Annotated in this window: 18 protein-coding genes; 5 read left to right on the plus strand and 13 right to left on the minus strand. The window is 68.1% G+C overall.

Annotated features, from left to right (window positions below):
* Positions 1 to 16: 16 nt before the first annotated feature.
* Positions 17 to 1345 (plus strand): glutamate--tRNA ligase, encoded by a 1329-nt coding sequence (gene gltX, locus ACXN5S_RS11390; RefSeq protein WP_458605555.1) that lies wholly within the window; start codon positions 17 to 19, stop codon positions 1343 to 1345.
* Between the two features lie 214 nt (positions 1346 to 1559).
* Here the strand turns inward: gltX and ACXN5S_RS11395 are convergent, their stop codons facing one another.
* Positions 1560 to 2609 (minus strand): sodium:calcium antiporter, encoded by a 1050-nt coding sequence (locus ACXN5S_RS11395; protein WP_458605556.1) that lies wholly within the window; start codon positions 2607 to 2609, stop codon positions 1560 to 1562.
* 157 nt (positions 2610 to 2766) lie between these two features.
* Between ACXN5S_RS11395 and ACXN5S_RS11400 the strand changes: the two genes are divergently transcribed.
* Positions 2767 to 3129, plus strand: coding sequence for a hypothetical protein (locus ACXN5S_RS11400; RefSeq protein WP_458605557.1), 363 nt, complete (start codon positions 2767 to 2769; stop codon positions 3127 to 3129).
* On the opposite strand, the gene ACXN5S_RS11405 is transcribed toward ACXN5S_RS11400, so the two are convergent.
* The 3 genes from ACXN5S_RS11405 to ACXN5S_RS11415 are packed head-to-tail and all read right to left on the minus strand — an operon-like array spanning position 3126 to position 6867.
* Positions 3126 to 3653, minus strand: coding sequence for a gamma-glutamylcyclotransferase family protein (locus ACXN5S_RS11405; protein ID WP_458605558.1), 528 nt, complete (start codon positions 3651 to 3653; stop codon positions 3126 to 3128). The genes ACXN5S_RS11400 and ACXN5S_RS11405 overlap by 4 nt on opposite strands.
* Positions 3650 to 6172, minus strand: a complete 2523-nt coding sequence (locus tag ACXN5S_RS11410) for an ABC transporter permease (RefSeq protein WP_458605559.1) — start codon at positions 6170 to 6172, stop codon at positions 3650 to 3652. The genes ACXN5S_RS11405 and ACXN5S_RS11410 overlap by 4 nt, the downstream gene beginning before the upstream one ends.
* A complete protein-coding gene (locus ACXN5S_RS11415; protein ID WP_458605560.1) occupies positions 6169 to 6867 on the minus strand; it encodes an ABC transporter ATP-binding protein in 699 nt (232 codons plus the stop codon). The genes ACXN5S_RS11410 and ACXN5S_RS11415 overlap by 4 nt, the downstream gene beginning before the upstream one ends.
* On the opposite strand from ACXN5S_RS11415, the gene ACXN5S_RS11420 reads away from it, so the two are divergent.
* Entirely contained in the window at positions 6866 to 7576 is a 711-nt protein-coding gene (locus ACXN5S_RS11420; RefSeq protein ID WP_458605561.1) for an arylesterase, read from the plus strand. The two genes, ACXN5S_RS11415 and ACXN5S_RS11420, sit on opposite strands and share 2 nt — an antisense overlap.
* A gap of 2 nt (positions 7577 to 7578) precedes the next feature.
* Positions 7579 to 8178, plus strand: a complete 600-nt coding sequence (locus tag ACXN5S_RS11425; RefSeq protein ID WP_458605562.1) for an SOS response-associated peptidase — start codon at positions 7579 to 7581, stop codon at positions 8176 to 8178.
* 53 nt (positions 8179 to 8231) lie between these two features.
* Here ACXN5S_RS11425 and ACXN5S_RS11430 read toward each other — a convergent pair whose 3' ends face one another.
* The 3 genes from ACXN5S_RS11430 to ACXN5S_RS11440 form a co-directional block, all read right to left on the minus strand.
* Positions 8232 to 8438, minus strand: coding sequence for a cold-shock protein (locus tag ACXN5S_RS11430; RefSeq protein ID WP_458605563.1), 207 nt, complete (start codon positions 8436 to 8438; stop codon positions 8232 to 8234).
* A gap of 159 nt (positions 8439 to 8597) precedes the next feature.
* Positions 8598 to 8813, minus strand: coding sequence for a hypothetical protein (locus ACXN5S_RS11435; protein WP_458605564.1), 216 nt, complete (start codon positions 8811 to 8813; stop codon positions 8598 to 8600).
* 122 nt (positions 8814 to 8935) lie between these two features.
* Positions 8936 to 9094 carry a DUF3309 family protein gene (locus ACXN5S_RS11440; protein WP_458605565.1) on the minus strand — a complete coding sequence of 53 codons (159 nt, stop codon included), beginning with the start codon at positions 9092 to 9094 and terminating at the stop codon, positions 8936 to 8938.
* Between the two features lie 174 nt (positions 9095 to 9268).
* Between ACXN5S_RS11440 and ACXN5S_RS11445 the strand changes: the two genes are divergently transcribed.
* The gene (locus ACXN5S_RS11445; RefSeq protein ID WP_458605566.1) at positions 9269 to 9910 is read left to right on the plus strand and encodes a HupA family protein; all 642 of its coding nucleotides are present in this window, start codon (positions 9269 to 9271) and stop codon (positions 9908 to 9910) included.
* A 77-nt stretch (positions 9911 to 9987) separates the two neighbouring features.
* On the opposite strand, the gene ACXN5S_RS11450 is transcribed toward ACXN5S_RS11445, so the two are convergent.
* From ACXN5S_RS11450 to nthA, 6 genes are all read right to left on the minus strand, one after another.
* On the minus strand, positions 9988 to 10194 hold the full coding sequence (locus ACXN5S_RS11450) for a cold-shock protein (RefSeq protein WP_458605567.1): 207 nt from the start codon (positions 10192 to 10194) through the stop codon (positions 9988 to 9990).
* Between the two features lie 181 nt (positions 10195 to 10375).
* Positions 10376 to 11449, minus strand: coding sequence for an acyltransferase family protein (locus tag ACXN5S_RS11455; protein WP_458605568.1), 1074 nt, complete (start codon positions 11447 to 11449; stop codon positions 10376 to 10378).
* Positions 11450 to 11567: 118 nt separating this feature from the next.
* Positions 11568 to 13223 (minus strand): energy-dependent translational throttle protein EttA, encoded by a 1656-nt coding sequence (ettA, locus tag ACXN5S_RS11460; RefSeq protein ID WP_458605569.1) that lies wholly within the window; start codon positions 13221 to 13223, stop codon positions 11568 to 11570.
* Positions 13224 to 13347: 124 nt separating this feature from the next.
* Positions 13348 to 13674, minus strand: a complete 327-nt coding sequence (locus ACXN5S_RS11465) for a nitrile hydratase accessory protein (RefSeq protein ID WP_458605570.1) — start codon at positions 13672 to 13674, stop codon at positions 13348 to 13350.
* Positions 13661 to 14311, minus strand: a complete 651-nt coding sequence (gene nthB, locus ACXN5S_RS11470; RefSeq protein ID WP_458605571.1) for a nitrile hydratase subunit beta — start codon at positions 14309 to 14311, stop codon at positions 13661 to 13663. The genes ACXN5S_RS11465 and nthB overlap by 14 nt, the downstream gene beginning before the upstream one ends.
* Positions 14311 to 14946, minus strand: a complete 636-nt coding sequence (gene nthA / locus ACXN5S_RS11475) for a nitrile hydratase subunit alpha (RefSeq protein WP_458605572.1) — start codon at positions 14944 to 14946, stop codon at positions 14311 to 14313. The genes nthB and nthA overlap by 1 nt, the downstream gene beginning before the upstream one ends.
* Between the last annotated feature and the right edge of the window lie 28 nt (positions 14947 to 14974).

Consider the following 14974-nt stretch of genomic DNA (forward strand, 5'->3'; position numbering starts at 1 on the left):
TGAAAGAGCCAGCGCCATGACAACAACCCGTTTTGCCCCCTCTCCGACCGGCTGGCTGCATATCGGCAACCTGCGCGCGGCCCTGTTCAACTACGCCATCGCGCGGCAGCAGGGCGGCACGTTCATCCTGCGCATCGACGATACCGATGCCGAGCGCTCGAAGCCCGAGTTCATCGAAGGGATCTTCGAGGATCTGACCTGGCTTGGCGTAAGCTGGGACAAGGTCGAGAAGCAGTCCGAGCGGCTTGGCCGCTACATGGATGCCAAGCAGCGGCTGATCGACATGGGCCGGCTCTACGAGTGCTTCGACACGCCGACGGAGCTTGACCTCAAGCGCAAGAAGCAGATGAGCATGGGCCGCCCGCCCGTCTACGACCGCTCGGCGCTGAAGCTGACGGAAGACGAGAAGGACCGTCTGCGCGAAGAGCGCGGCGGCTCGCACTGGCGCTTCAAGCTCGATCTTGAGCGCATCGAGTGGGACGACGGCATCCTCGGGCCGATCTCGATCGACGCGGCCTCGGTCTCCGACCCGGTGCTGATCAAGGATTCGGGCCAGGTGCTCTACACGCTCGCCTCGGTGGTCGACGATGTGGAGATGGGCGTGACGGATATCGTGCGTGGCTCTGACCACGTGACGAACACCGCCACGCAGATCCAGATCATCCAGGCGCTGGGCGGCGACGTGCCGCGCTTTGCGCACCATTCGCTGCTGACGGGGCCGGAGGGCGAAGCGCTCTCCAAGCGTCTCGGCACGCTGTCGCTGCGCGATCTGCGGGCCGAGGGGATCGCGCCTGAGGCCGTGCTCAGCCTGATGGCACGGCTCGGCTCGTCGGAGCCGGTCGAGCTGCGGGGCGGCGTGGACGAGGTGGTCGAGGGCTTCAACCTTTCCAGCTTCGGCGCCGCACCGACGAAGTTCGACAAGGCGGACCTTGGCCCGCTGACGGCCCGCGTGCTGGCGGCGAAGCCCTACGAGGCGGTGGCCGGGGATGTGCAGGCGGCCGGCGTGCCGGCGGAGCTGGGCGAGGCCTTCTGGCGCGTGGTGCATGAGAACATCGCCACTATAGGCGACCTCGCCGGCTGGTGGGAGGTGTTTTCCACGGGCAAGGCCGGGCGTGCCGAGGAAGAGGACGCCGCCTTCGTGGCCGAAGCCTTCGGCATGCTGGGCGAGCCGCCCTACGGGCCGGAAGCCTGGAGTGAGTGGACCACCGCCGTGAAAGAGGCGACCGGCCGCAAGGGCAAGGGCCTGTTCATGCCGCTGCGCCGCGCGGTGACCGGCCGCGACCGTGGCCCCGAGATGGCCGACGTGCTGCCGCTGATGCAGGTGAAGCCCTCGCTGGCGGAGTAGGGCGGGGTTCACCCCGCCACCCCCGACTCGCCGCTCATCCCCCCGCGCGGAATCAAGGCCTTCAGGCCGCCGCGCGAGAGCCTGCCCGTCCCGGCGGGCTGGCGCTCTGGTGCAGGTACCGCACAGCTCTCCGCGAGGAGGTATGTGGCCGGCATAAAGCACCATAGCCGTGCCGTCGTGGCGCCACCCCACGGGCAGGCGTGCGAGGGCGGCGCTACCCCGCCGAGCCCGACCCGCTGTTGAACACCTCCACGGCGACCGCTGTCGCGTAGATCACGATCATCAGTACGCTCTCGATGCCGATCCTGGCCGGCCCCTGCCTCTGCCGCAGGATCAGACCGGCCAGCAGGATCGCCGTCATCAGCATCCCCGTCGCCAGCCAGTAGAGATCGTTCATCCCCACGGCCGCATAGATCGAGCCGTCCCGATAGGCGATGTCGGAGAACACCATGAACAGCGTGTCGAACGTGTTCCCGCCGATGATGCCGCCCACCGCCAGCTGCAGCGCCCCCCGCCGCACGGCGACCAAAGTCGTTACCAGCTCAGGCAGGGAGGTCACCACCGCCGTCACCAGCGCGCCGACGAGGCTGGAGGAGAGGCCGAAGCGCGTGATGAAATTGCCGCCCACCTGGCTGATCACCCAGCCGCAGCCGGCCATCACCGCCACCAGCGCCGCGAAGATCAGCGCCGGGCGCAGCACGGGGCGGCCGGCCTCGTCTTCATCCTCGGGCTCGTCGTGGCGGGTGTCGCTCGTCTCCACCGGTGTCCACATCGGCGCATCGCTGACGGCAGACGACAGGCGCACGCCGGCCAGATAGGCCAGGAACAGCACGACAGAGACGGGATGCACGCCGAAATAGGCAATGTCCGGCCCCGCGATGGCGGCGATGGGCAGGCTGAGCAGCACGATCAGCATGACCGCCTGGAACAGGTTGGCCAGCTCGGCGGCGGCATGCTCCAGATTGGCGCGACGGTAGATCAGGTCGGCCAGCGCGAGGAACAGCGTCTGCGCCGCAATCCCGCCGACGGCGTTGGAGATGGCGAAGCTGGCATCGCCCGAACTGGCCGCCGTCACCGAGACCACCACGCCCGAGAGCGAGGTCGCACCGCCAAGGATGATGCCGCCGGCCATAGCCTCGCCCATCTTGGTGCGATCGGCGATCTTATCGGCGAGCTCGGTCGCCTTGATCGAGGCGGCCACAACAGCGGCGCCGGCGATGGCGAAGATGAGCAGAAGGATCGGCAGGGCGAGATCGTTGAGCATGCAGCCTTCCGGAATCCGGTTTGAGGTGAGCGGGCGTCTCGACTGGGCTTGAGCTTTACGTGGGGCAGGGTCGGGCCTTGTCCAGCACAGCGCAAGGGGCGGGGGGCGGAACGGTTTGATCCGTGCCGGAGTTGCCCTAGCAAAAAGGAGAGCCCCGATGGCGAAGAGGACAACCAGCCGCGCGCTGAAAGACGCGATCTCCCACAAGGATGTCGATGAGCTCTGGCCCTCCAACCGCGACCGGCTGGTGCCGGTTGTCTATGCCGGCGGCATGGTGGCGCTGGGCGCGGCGATGCTGGCGGCCGAGCCCTGGGTGGGCGAGGTGCCGGAGGCGAAGCTCTCGGGCGACGACAAGCCGAAGGGCCTGCTGCGCAAATCCGCCCGCATGGGGCGCGACGGCGCGCAGGCGCTGGCGCCGACCAATGTCACCGATTCCATCGGGCGCTCGTTGCTGATCGGCGGGATCGCCCTGCTGCTCACCCGTATCCTCGACGAGATCGTCGGGCGCGGTCGCCGCTAGAGCGGCCCTGCCTCGCGGAGCAGCCGGTCGACCAGCGCCATCAGGTCGGGCGTTTGCCGGTGCGCGCGCGGGTAGATCGGCTCGGCCCGATCGTCGATGACGGGCCTGTCCCAGCCATCGGTCGTCTCAAAGAAATGGTGAGCGCCGTCTTCACCGAATTCCTCCATGAAGCCGTGGACGACCACATCGAGATAACTCAGCAGGATCGGCTGGCGCTCGCCAAGCGGTGAGGCATTGTCGTCTGCTACTCGGTAGAATGTCAGCCCGTCGGCATGGTCATGGCGCAGATAGGCGCCTTCGCGCTCGTCCAGCGCCTCCCATTCCGCCTCGGGCACTGTGGCGGCGAGTCCGAGGATGTGGCCGTCGCCCTCTGTCACCGAAAGATAGGCGACCTCGCGCAGGCGGGTGCCCTGCCAGTGCCGGCGAAAGCCGTGAAGGCGGGCGGGCTCGGCCTGGGCGTAATTGTGGGTCAGCCGGTTCACGAGGCTGCCGTAGCCGAAGATGCGGCGGAAGGGCGGCTTCACTCGCGCGCCCTCAGCACTTGCGCCGGTTTGGCCGCAAGCGGGCGGAGCGCGAAGGCCAGGCCGGCGAGCAACGAGGCCAGGGCGCCGAAGATGACGATGAAGAGCGCATTGCCCCAGACCGGCACGAAGTTCAGGTCCATTAACTGCTCCATCACCGCCCAGCCGCCGGCGAGGCCGGCCGCCAGCGCCACGAGCCCGGCGCAAAGGCCGATGAGCGCGGCGCGCAGCGCGAAGGAGAGCAGGATGCGGGCCCGGCTGGCGCCCAGCGTTTTCAAGAGCGCCGCCTCCCACGCCCGCTGCCGCTCGCCCGCTGCGGCGGCGCCGATGAGCACGAGGAAGCCGGTCAGCAGCGTCACCCCGGCGCCGTAGCGCGTGGCGGCGGCGATGCCGCCGAGCAGGCGCGCCGCCTCTTCCACCGCCTCGCGGATCGAGATGGCGGTGATGTTGGGGTAGGCGTTGGCGAGGTCGCGCAGGATCGCGGCCTCTGCCGGCTCTTCGGCATAGACGGTGGCGATGAAGCTGTGCGGCGCGCCGGCGAGGGCCGAGGGGTTCATCGACATGACGAAGCCGATGCCCGCGCCGGAGAAATCGACATCGCGGAACGAGGTGACGGTGCCGGAGAATTCGCGGCCCAGGATGTTCATGTCGATGGTATCGCCGAGCTGCAGCCCGATCTCTGCAGCCTCCGCGGCCGAGAACGAGATCTGCGGCGGGCCGTCGTAATCCGGCGGCCACCATTCGCCGGCGGTCACCGTGGTACGATCCGGCACCTCGGCCGAATAGGTGATGCCCCGGTCGGAGCGAAGCACCCAATGCGGCGGCAGCTCGGAGGCGGGGGTGCCGTTGATGGCGGTGATGACGCCGCGCAGCATGGGCGCGGCGTCGACGCGGCTGACGGCGGGGTCGTCATCGAGCCGGGCCATGAAGCCCTCCATCTGGTCCGGCTGGATATCGAGGAAAAAGAATGAGGGCGCGACATCGGGCAATTCGCCGGTGATGGCGCGGCGCATGTTGCCGTCGATCTGGCCGACGCCGGCCAGCACCGCCAGGCCAAGGCCGAGCGCCAGCACGGTCGACAGCGTCTCGCCGCCGCGCGCGCCCACGGCGCCAAGCGCCAGCCGCAGGGCGGGCTTGCCGCGGGCGGCGCGGCCCAGCCGGCGCGCCAGCCAGCGCAGGCCGACAGCGGAGAGCGCCAGCGCCGCTAGGGCCCCGGCGATGCTGCCGGCCGTCCACAGCGTCAGCTCGGTGCTGTCGGAGAACCAGGAGGCCGCGGCGATGAGCAGCGCGAGCAGCAGCGCCGTCGCCACCAGGTAGCGCGGCCGGGGCAGCAGCCGGCCGCCGGCGCCGGCATCGCGGAAGAGGGCGGCGGGGCCGACATCCTCTGTGCGGGCGAGCGGCCAGAGTGTGAAGATCAGCGCCGTCAGCGCCCCGTAGAGTGCCGCCTCGGCCAGCGGGCCGGGGTAGAGCGCGAAATCGGCGGGGATGGGCAGGGCCGCGCCGATGATCGGCGCCAGCAGCAGCGGTAGGGCGGCGCCGATGACGAGGCCGATGGCGATGCCAACGATGGCCAGGGCGCCGATCTGGATGAGATAGGTCAGGAACACCGTGCCCCGCGAGGCGCCGATGGAGCGCAGCGTGGCAATCGTCGCCGTCTTGCCGGCGAGATAGGCGCGCACGGCGGACGAGATGCCAACGCCTCCCACCGCCAGCCCGGCGAGGCCCATGAGGATGAGGAAGGCGGCGAGCCGGTCGACGAATTCCTCCGCCCCGTCGGCACCGCTGCGGCTGTCTTCCCAGCGGATGCCGGCATCGCGGAAGCGGGTGCGCACCTCGGCTTTCAGGGCGTCGAGATCCGCGCCGGGCGGCAGCAGCAGGCGGTATTTCGTCTCGAACAGCGTGCCTTCAGAGATGAGGCCCGAGTCGCTCAGACTCTCCGTCAGCACGATGGTGCGCGGGCCGAAGCCGAAGCCGCCGGCGGCGTTGTCGGGGTAGCTTTCCAGAATGGCAGTCAGGCGGAAGGCCTGCTCGCCAAGGCGCACCTCGTCGCCCGGTGTAAGGCCAAGGCGGTTGGCCAGCACCGGCTCCATCACCGCGCCGGGCAGATCGTCGCCCGCCAGCGCCTCGGCCAGCGGAATCGGCGGGTCGAGCGTGACAGTGCCGATCAGCGGATAGGCGTCGTCGACCGCTTCCACCTGCGTCAGCGCGCGCTCGGCGGTGTCGCCTTCGCCGATGGTGGCGAGCGAGCGGAACTCGACCATGGTCGAGCGGGCCGTGGAGATCTCGTCGATGAACGCCAGCTCGGCCTCATCGGCGAAGCGGTAGGTGAGCGTCATCTCGGCATCGCCGCCCAGCAGACGGGCGCCCTCCCTTTCCAGCCCGCCGGTGATGGCGGCGCGGACAGAGCCGAGCGCCGCGATGGCGGCGACGCCTAGGGCGAGACAGGCGAGGAAGATCGCAAAGCCGCGCAGGCCGCCGCGCAGCTCGCGCCGCGCCAGCCTTGCGGCGATGGGTAGGCTCACGCCGGCGCCCCGGCCGGCTGATCCTCTGGCGCGATGCGGCCGTCATGCAGGCGCACGACGCGGTCGCAATTCTCGGCCAGCTCGGGCGCGTGGGTCACCATCACCAGCGTGGCGCCGTGACGGTCGCGCAGATCGAAGAGCAGCTCGATCACCTGCTGCCCGGTCTTGGCATCGAGATTGCCGGTGGGCTCATCCGCCAGCAGCAGCCGCGGCCGGGGGGCCGAGGCGCGGGCCAGGGCGACGCGCTGCTGCTCGCCGCCCGACAGCTGGCTGGGGTAATGCCCGGCGCGGTGGCCGAGGCCGACAGCCTCAAGCTCGGCCGCGGCGCGGTCGAACGCATCGGCATGGCCGGCCAGCTCCAGCGGGGTGGCGACGTTTTCGAGCGCTGTCATCGTGGGGATGAGGTGGAAGCTTTGAAACACCACGCCCATATTATCCCTGCGGAAGCGGGCCAGCGCATCCTCTCCAAGAGGCGTCAGGTCCGTTCCCAGCGCCGTAACCCGGCCCGAGGTGGCGCGTTCCAGCCCGCCCATGAGCATGAGGAGTGACGATTTGCCCGATCCGCTAGGCCCGACCAGCCCCAGGGTTTCGCCCTGGGCCACATCCATCGAGATGCCCTTCAGGATATCCACCCGCCCGGCATTGCCCATCAGCGAGAAGGTGACGTCGGCAAGCGACAGGGCGGTCTCGGGCATGGTGAGGCTCCTCCTCAGGGCGCGTGGTCTTGCATATGGGGGCGGGCGGGGGCTGCGCAACCTCGCCTTCGGCTTGGGAATCCTTGGTATCGGCGCCGGGCCGGCGCTTGCCGAAGATGTGATCCTCGCGTTCGGCGATTCGCTCACCGCAGGCTACGGCCTGCCGGTTGAGGATGGGTTCGTGCCGCAGCTGGAAAGCTGGCTGCAGGCGCAGGGCGCCGATGTGCGCGTCATCAACGGCGGCGTCTCGGGCGATACCACGGCCATGGGCCTGTCTCGCATCGACTGGGCGCTGGGCGACGACCCCGACCTGGTGCTGCTCGAGCTTGGCGCCAACGACATGCTGCGCGGGATGGACCCGGGCAATGCGAAGGAGAACCTGGCCGAGATGATCGCCGCCGCGCAGGACAGTGGCGCCGAAGTGATGCTCGTCGGCATGACCGCCGCCAGCAATTACGGGGCGGGCTACAAGCAGGCGTTCGAGGGGATGTATCCCGAATTGGCCGAGACCTACGGGCTGACGCTCTACCCGAACTTCTTCGGTGCGGTAGAAGGCGAGGATCTGAACGCCGCCCGCGCCGATTTCATCCAGTCCGATGGGCTGCACCCCAATGCAGAGGGCGTGAAACGCATCGTCGCCGGCATGGGGCCCGTGGTTCTGGAGGCGCTGGAGAACCTGGGCGAGGGCGCCGCGCCCCCGGCGAACTAGCGATGCCCGGCCGGCTATTCCTGACCGCGACGGTGGACGAGCTGGCCGCAGCCCTGGGCACAGCGGTCCCGGAGCAGGCACCAAGGCTCAACATCGCGCCGGGCGAGGAGGTGCTGGCGCTGCTCCCCGCCGGCCCGGCCATGGCGCGCTGGGGCATCGTGCCCGTAGGACGGGTGAATGCGCGGGGCCGCCCGGTGATGGAACGCATCGTCAATGCGCGGTCGGAAACGGTGTTCGACAAATCCGCCTATGCGGGCACCGGGCGGGCCGTGATCCCCTGCTCCGGCTGGTACGAATGGACAGGCAAGACCCGCCAGAAGCAGGCCTGGCGCATCGCCCGCGCCGATGGGGCGCCGGTGCTTTTCGCGGCGATCAGCGATGTCTGGCGGGCGCCGGGCGGGCGCGAGTTGCTGCAGGTGGCGCCGGTGACCTGCGAGCCTAATGAGGATGTCGCCCCGGTGCACGACCGAATGGGCGTGATCCTGCGGCCCGAGGATGTGGATGTCTGGCTGAATGGGGAGCGGGCCGTGGTCAGCCCGCTGATGGCTCCTGCGCCCGCGGGCACGCTCGTGGTAGAGCCGGTGGCAGACCCGGGCCGTTAGGGCTGCGTCAGGGCGCCGGTGCAGGCCGGCGCCCTGGGCTTATCTCGGTCGGCTCAGGCGAGCGCGAGGTTTACGGCGCTCTGCCGGCCGTCGCGGCCGGTTTCGAGGTCGTAGGTGACCTTCTGGTTGTCGGCGAGGCCGGTCAGGCCCGAACGCTCGACGGCAGAGATATGGACGAAGACGTCCTTCGAGCCGCCGTCAGGGGCGATGAAGCCGAAGCCTTTGGTGGTGTTGAACCATTTCACGGTGCCGGTGGCCATCGTGATCTCTCCTTTCCCGGTTGCCGCTCGCAGGGTGCAGCGGCTTGGCGCGTCGCGTCGATCGTGCTTGGCCTTCGGTCGGAAGAGTCGGCAGATAGAGGAACTCGCGTCATGAATGATTGCGAGTTTGCGGCCACCGATCAAGGTGATTCGCGGCCCTCAGGCGGGCTGGGCCGAGAGGGTCACGGCGATGTGGTCGCCTTCTGAGGGTGGCTTGCGGGGCAGGCTGCGCAGCACAAGCGCGATGACGATCGCCGGTCCTGGCAGCAAATACAATGAGATGGCGGCCCACCACGGCAGCCCAAAAGCAATGAGGCCGATCGCCGCGGCTGTCAGCCCGATCGCTGACGCGAACACCATCGTAACATTTACCATTATCAGCTCCCTCGTTGCCCTCATCTTGGCATCCATTTGGGCCAGAAAAGGGCAGGTGGGGGGCCGTTGCAGGACAAAGGCGGGGTGAGGCTGGGGCCGGCCCTGCCTCACCCTGTCGTTTGTCAGAAGACACCGAGCAAGAGCAGCACGATGACGATGACGAGGATCAGCCCAAGACCGCCGGAGGGCGCATAGCCCCAGCCGCGGGAATAGCCCCAGGTCGGCAGGGCGCCGATGAGCAGCAGAACGAGCACAATGATCAGGATGGTCGAAAGGGCCATTTTGGCCTCCAATTCACAAGGTTATGTTGCACAACGCTCGGCGCACCTGCCGGTTCCGCAGCCCTGCTGCGCCGCCGCGCCCCGATGATGTTTCGACTCGGTCGAGTTTTCGCCAAATTCGACCGGCATAGCGCATTCGATCGATTTCAAACCCCTAGAATGGGAGTTGCCCGAATGCGTCTTGAGACACCCGTCCTTCCCCTCGCCGCGCTTTGCTCGGCCCTGGCCCTCGCCGCCTGCAGCAGCGGCAGCACCGGCGCCGGTGGCGGAGGCGGCGGCTCCAATCCGCCGCCCATCAGCACGGGTCAGATGACGCAGGATATCGACGGCAAGGAAGAGAGCGTCGATTCCATCGGTCACGTCTTCGACGAAGTGCAGGGTGGCCGCCCGATGCCGCCCCAGGTGGCGCCGACCAACGGCTCGGCCACGTTCAACGGCGCCGTCAGCTTCGGCGACCGCGTGAAAGACCCCGATCTGGTCGCCGACATGGCGCTGACGGTGAATTTCGCCAATTCCCAGGTCTCAGGCACGCTCTGGGATTTCCACGATCGCGCCGGCAATATCGCGGGCGGCAGCTTCGCCGTCACGGGCGAGGTGCCCGAGGACGCGCCGGCCTCGGTGGTGGCCAGCGGCGAGGGCATGATCGATTGGGGCCCGCGCAAGAGCTATGTCACCGTCGATCTGGAAGGCGATCTCTACGGCTCGCAGGCCGACTGGCTCTATGGCCAGGGCAGCGCCACTGTCGCCACGGGTGGCGGCGCGCCGCGGCCCTACGCCGCCACGATGGGCGGCGACAACGACCGGGTGCCCAACTAGGGGCCGGACAGCAAAAGGGGCGCCGCGGGGCGCCCCTTCTTATCTCTCGGCTTTGGCCCCGCGGGGCCGCTGCTGGCTCAGGCGAGCTGCAGGTTGGTCGCCGACTCACGGCCGTCACGGCCGGACTCGAGGTCGTAGGTGACCTTCTGGTTGTCGGACAGACCGGTCAGGCCCGAACGCTCGACGGCGGAGATGTGGACGAAAACGTCCTTGCCGCCGGTTTCAGGAGCGATGAAGCCGAAGCCTTTGGTGGTGTTGAACCATTTCACGGTGCCAGTGGCCATGTGAATATCCTCTGTGTTCGCTGCCCGCGATAGTGCGACAGCCCGGCTCGTCAGTTCAAGTTCGAGACTGCGTACCGGTGAAGGGAACAGGGGATCGAAGAGAAATCTTAGCGATTCACTGTATCGCACATCCGGGGGGTGTCGCGCAAGGGGGAGGTGCGACCGGCTGTCGCGGACAGCCTCACCGCGCCGCCCGGCCCCGCCGTGCCGCCCATCTGTCCGCCAGCCTGATCGTCCACACCCGGGCGGGCACCTCGATCAGGTGGTAGCTGAGCGCCCCGGCGGCGATTGTGAGCGCGAGTACGGGGGCGAGGTAGGGCCAGGGCAGGGCGTCTTCGCCGTAGCCGCCGGCCAGCTCGATGAGCTTGAAGGCGACCATCTCGATCAATGCATGGGTCATGTAGATCGAGTAGCTGATGAGCCCGAGGTAGTGCAGCGCCCGCGGCACGCGCGGGTTGCCGGCCGCCAGGGCGAAGAGGATCAGCGCCGATAGCGAGACGGCGATGAAGTAGAGGTCGCGCGTCAGGCAAAAGACATACTCCACCAATGCGAGGCCGGCGAGCGCCAGCCAGGTGCCCCGCTGGCGAATAGTCGTTGCCAGAAGCGTGCGGCAAAGGCCGAGGCCGAGCAGGAAGTCGGGCAGGATGCGCAGCGCCGAATAGTCGAACGTCCGGTCGAAGAGGTTCGAGGCCGCCGGGGGCTTCAGCGCTTCGTGCAGCGCGTAATAGGCGGCGAAGAAGGCGAAGGCGGCAAGGGCCGCGGCTCGCGCCGGGATCTTCAGGACCACGGCCGCGAGCAGCGGGAAGATCAGGTAGGCGTTGAACTCCGCCCCGATAGACCATGACGGGTAGTTCAGCGTTTGCCCGCCGAGGATTGGCCAGTTCTGCAGCATGAACACGTTCAGCAGGATCGCCGGCCCGATCTCATAGGGCGGCGGTGCCGACAGGCCCGCCGCCGTCCCCACCACGAGGATCATCAGCGCGGCGATCATGGTGACGATATGAACCGGATAGATCCGCGCCAGCCGCCGGATCATGAAGTCGCGGTAGCTGAACCGCCCCTCTGCGAAGGCCGCGGCATAGACGTAATAGAGCACCGCGCCCGAGAGGATGAAGAAGGTGTCGACGGCCAGATGGCCGTTCATGATGAGGTTGCTGTGGATGGCGGGGGTGAAGTGGAACGAGAAGTGCAGGATGACGACCTGCAAGGCGGCGAGCCCGCGGATGGCCGTCCAGCTTGTGATCTCGCTCTTCACCCTGACCCCCGCTCCCCGGTGGTGTGGTGCACCCGGCTTGCCGGGATGCCCGCGATGATCGCCCGGCTCTTCGCTGCAGGCGGACAGGCGCGCGCCGGGGGCCGGCGCGCGCTGGTGATCACCGGGTGAACTTCTTGAACTTCACCCGCTTCGGCTCGAGCGAATCGACGCCCAGGCGCTTCTTCTTGTCTTCCTCGTAATCCTCGAAGTTGCCTTCGAACCATTCCACATGCGCTTCGCCCTCGAAGGCGAGGATGTGGGTGCAGATCCGGTCGAGGAAGAAGCGGTCGTGGCTGATGACCACGGCGCAGCCGGCGAAATCAACCAGCGCGTCTTCCAGCGCCCGCAGCGTTTCGACGTCGAGGTCGTTTGTCGGCTCGTCGAGGAGGAGGACGTTGCCGCCGCTTTTCAGCAGCTTCGCCATGTGCACCCGGTTGCGCTCACCGCCCGAGAGCAGGCCGACCTTCTTCTGCTGGTCGGTGCCCTTGAAGTTGAACGAGCCGCAATAGGCGCGGGAGTTCACCTCGGCATCGCCCAGATTGATCAGCTCGGCGCCGCCCGAGATCTCTTCCCAGACGTTGTTGTTGTCATCGAGCGTATCGCGCGACTGGTCAACGAAGCTCAGCTGCACCGTATCGCCGTATTCGATGCTGCCGGCATCGGGCTCCAGCTTGCCGGTGAGCATCCTGAACAGGGTCGACTTGCCGGCGCCGTTGGGGCCGATGACGCCGACGATGCCGCCCGGCGGCAGCGAGAAGCTGAGATCCTCGATGAGGAGCTTGTCGCCCATCGCCTTCTTCAGCCCTTCGACCTCGATCACCTTGTTGCCGAGCCGCTTGCCGTTCGGGATGACGATCTGCGCCTTCGAGATCCGCTCGCGCTCGGATTGGCTGGCCAGCTCTTCATAGGCCTGGATGCGGGCCTTCGACTTGGCCTGCCGGGCCTTGGCGCCCTGGCGCATCCATTCCAGCTCGCGCTCCAGCGTCTTTTGCTTGGTGCGGTCCTCGCGGGCCTCGCGGTCGAGCCGCTTCACCTTCTGGCCGAGCCAGTCGGAGTAATTGCCCTCGTAGGGGATGCCCTGGCCACGGTCGAGCTCGAGGATCCAGCTGGTGATGTCGTCAAGGAAGTAGCGGTCGTGCGTGACGATCAGGATCGTGCCCTTGTAGGCGATCAGGTGGTTCTGCAGCCAGGCGATCGTCTCGGCGTCGAGGTGGTTGGTCGGCTCGTCGAGCAGCAGCATGTCGGGCGCTTCGAGCAGCAGCCTGCACAGAGCCACGCGGCGGCGTTCACCGCCCGAGAGGGTGGCGACGCTGGCATCGTCGGGCGGGCAGCGCAGCGCTTCCATGGCGATGTCGACGCTGGCGTCGAGGTTCCACAGATCCTCGGCGTCGATCTTGTCCTGCAGCTCGGCCATCTCGTCGGCCGTCTCGTCGGAATAGTTCATCGCCAGTTCGTTGTAGCGCTCGAGGATCGCCTGCTTGGCGGCGACGCCCTCCATGACGTTCTCGCGGACGGTCTTGCTCTCGTCGAGCTCGGGCTCCTGCGAGAGGTAGCCCACCTTGGTGCCCTCGGCGGCCCAGGCCTCGCCGGTGTAATCCTTGTCCTGCCCCGCCATGATGCGCAGCAGCGAAGATTTACCGGCGCCGTTCACGCCGACCACACCGATCTTCACGCCGGGCAGGAAGTTCAGGCGGATGTTCTCGAACACCTTCTTGCCGCCGGCATAGGCCTTCGAGACGCCGTCCATATGATACACGTATTGATAGGCGGCCATGGCGATGCTCCGTTGCTGGGATTGCAGGGCGCTCCATAACGAGAGCGCGGGCAAGGAGCAATGAGGCTGGAAGCCTTGGGGCCTACCTGGTGGAGGGCAGGGGGCTGACCTCTGAGGCGGCTGCTCAGGCGCCGGGCGGCAGGGTGACGGGATCGCCGTGCCTGGTCTGACGGTAGGCCTCTTCCCAGGCGGCGCGGCGGCGGTCACGGGCGGCGGGGGCGATGCCGGCGCGGGCGGTCAGCCCTTCCAGCGCGGCGAGCACGGCGAGGAAGTAGGCTTCATTGCTGTCCGGTGCGCCCTCTGCTGCCTGTCTGGCCCGCTCAGCGCCGAGCGCCTCTGCCCACTCTGCCGCCGTGAAGACAGCGCGCTCCTTCAGGCTTTCGGCCAGGGCCATGGCCTCTGCCTGCCAGGGGGCGTCGAAATCGGGGTGGTCCAGCTCAGCCCGGCTCAAGATGGCTCTCCCACAGATCGAGGGTCACGCTGTCGCGCGCGTCGGCCTCTGGCCCCCACAGCTCGGTGGCCTGGAAGGCAATCGTGTAGAGATGCTGCGCCTCGCTCCGCCCTTCGGCATTGGCATCCGCAAAGACATGGGCGCCGCGGTGGGCGATGACCTCGCCGGTATGGCCCCGCGCATACCGCGGCAGGCGGGTGTGGTTGGTGCCCGGATGCAGAATGGTGCGCACAGCGTCTCCGGCTTCAAAGCGCGGCGGCGCTTCGGCGGGCCGCTCGAACGAGCGTGCGGCGCCCGATTGCAGGGCCCGTGCGCCCTCCCGGTCGATGGCGGCGGGCGGCTCGCGCGGCTCTTCCGGGTGGCCGGAGAGGACCTCGTCCAGCGTGAAGGTGCCGGAGCAGATGTAGCCAACCATGTCGGCCAGCGCCCATTTCACGAAATAGGGCTGGGTCAGATAGGCGTCGGGCGGCATGCGCTCGATGATGTGGCGCCACCAGTCGATCGTCCAGTCGCCGCCACCGCGGCTGAAGCGCGAGATGGCCCAGACGCGCTGTTCCCAGTCATGGGCGAAAGGCGGCGCCGCCACATCGACGGGTCCGAAGCCCTGAACGCCGCCAAGATCGTGCACCGTGTCCATCAGCCGGCCTCCAGCACGCGCTCTGTGCCGATCATGGCGTTGCGGGTGACAAGGCCGGCCAGACGCTCGGCGCTCCACCCCTCGGTGCCGGCGGGGCGCTGCGGGACAACGAGGTAGCGGATCTCGGAGGTCGAATCCCAGACACGCACCGCCACTTCCGGGCCCAGCTCCACGCCGAATTCCGCCAGCACCTTGCGCGGCTCGCGCACGATGCGGGCGCGGTAGGCGGCGGATTTGTACCAGGCCGGCGACATGCCGAGCAGGCCGAACGGGTAGCAGGAGCAGAGCGTACAAACGACGACGTTGTGTGTCGCCTCATCGTTCTCGACTGCCACGAGATCGGCGGTGGCGTGGCCCTGATTCCCCATCTCCGCCACAGCGGCCCCGGCATCGGCGCGCAGGCGGTCGCGGAATTCCTCGTCTGTCCACGCTCTGGCGACGACTTGGGCGCCGCGCTGGGGCCCCATCTCATCGGCGTAGAAATCCGTCCAGGCGTCGAGGCTGGCGGGGTTCACCATGCCCGCCTCGACGAGCAGGCTCTCAAGCGTCTTGACGCGCAGCGCAGGGTCGGAGGGCAGGTGGCTGTGAAGCTCGCGCTGCAATTCTGCCGCTTGCTCGCTGTCGAATGTTCCCATGCGCGCTCTCCTCTTGCCCCCGGAGCGT

Source organism: Pseudoroseicyclus sp. H15, from assembly GCF_054353345.1.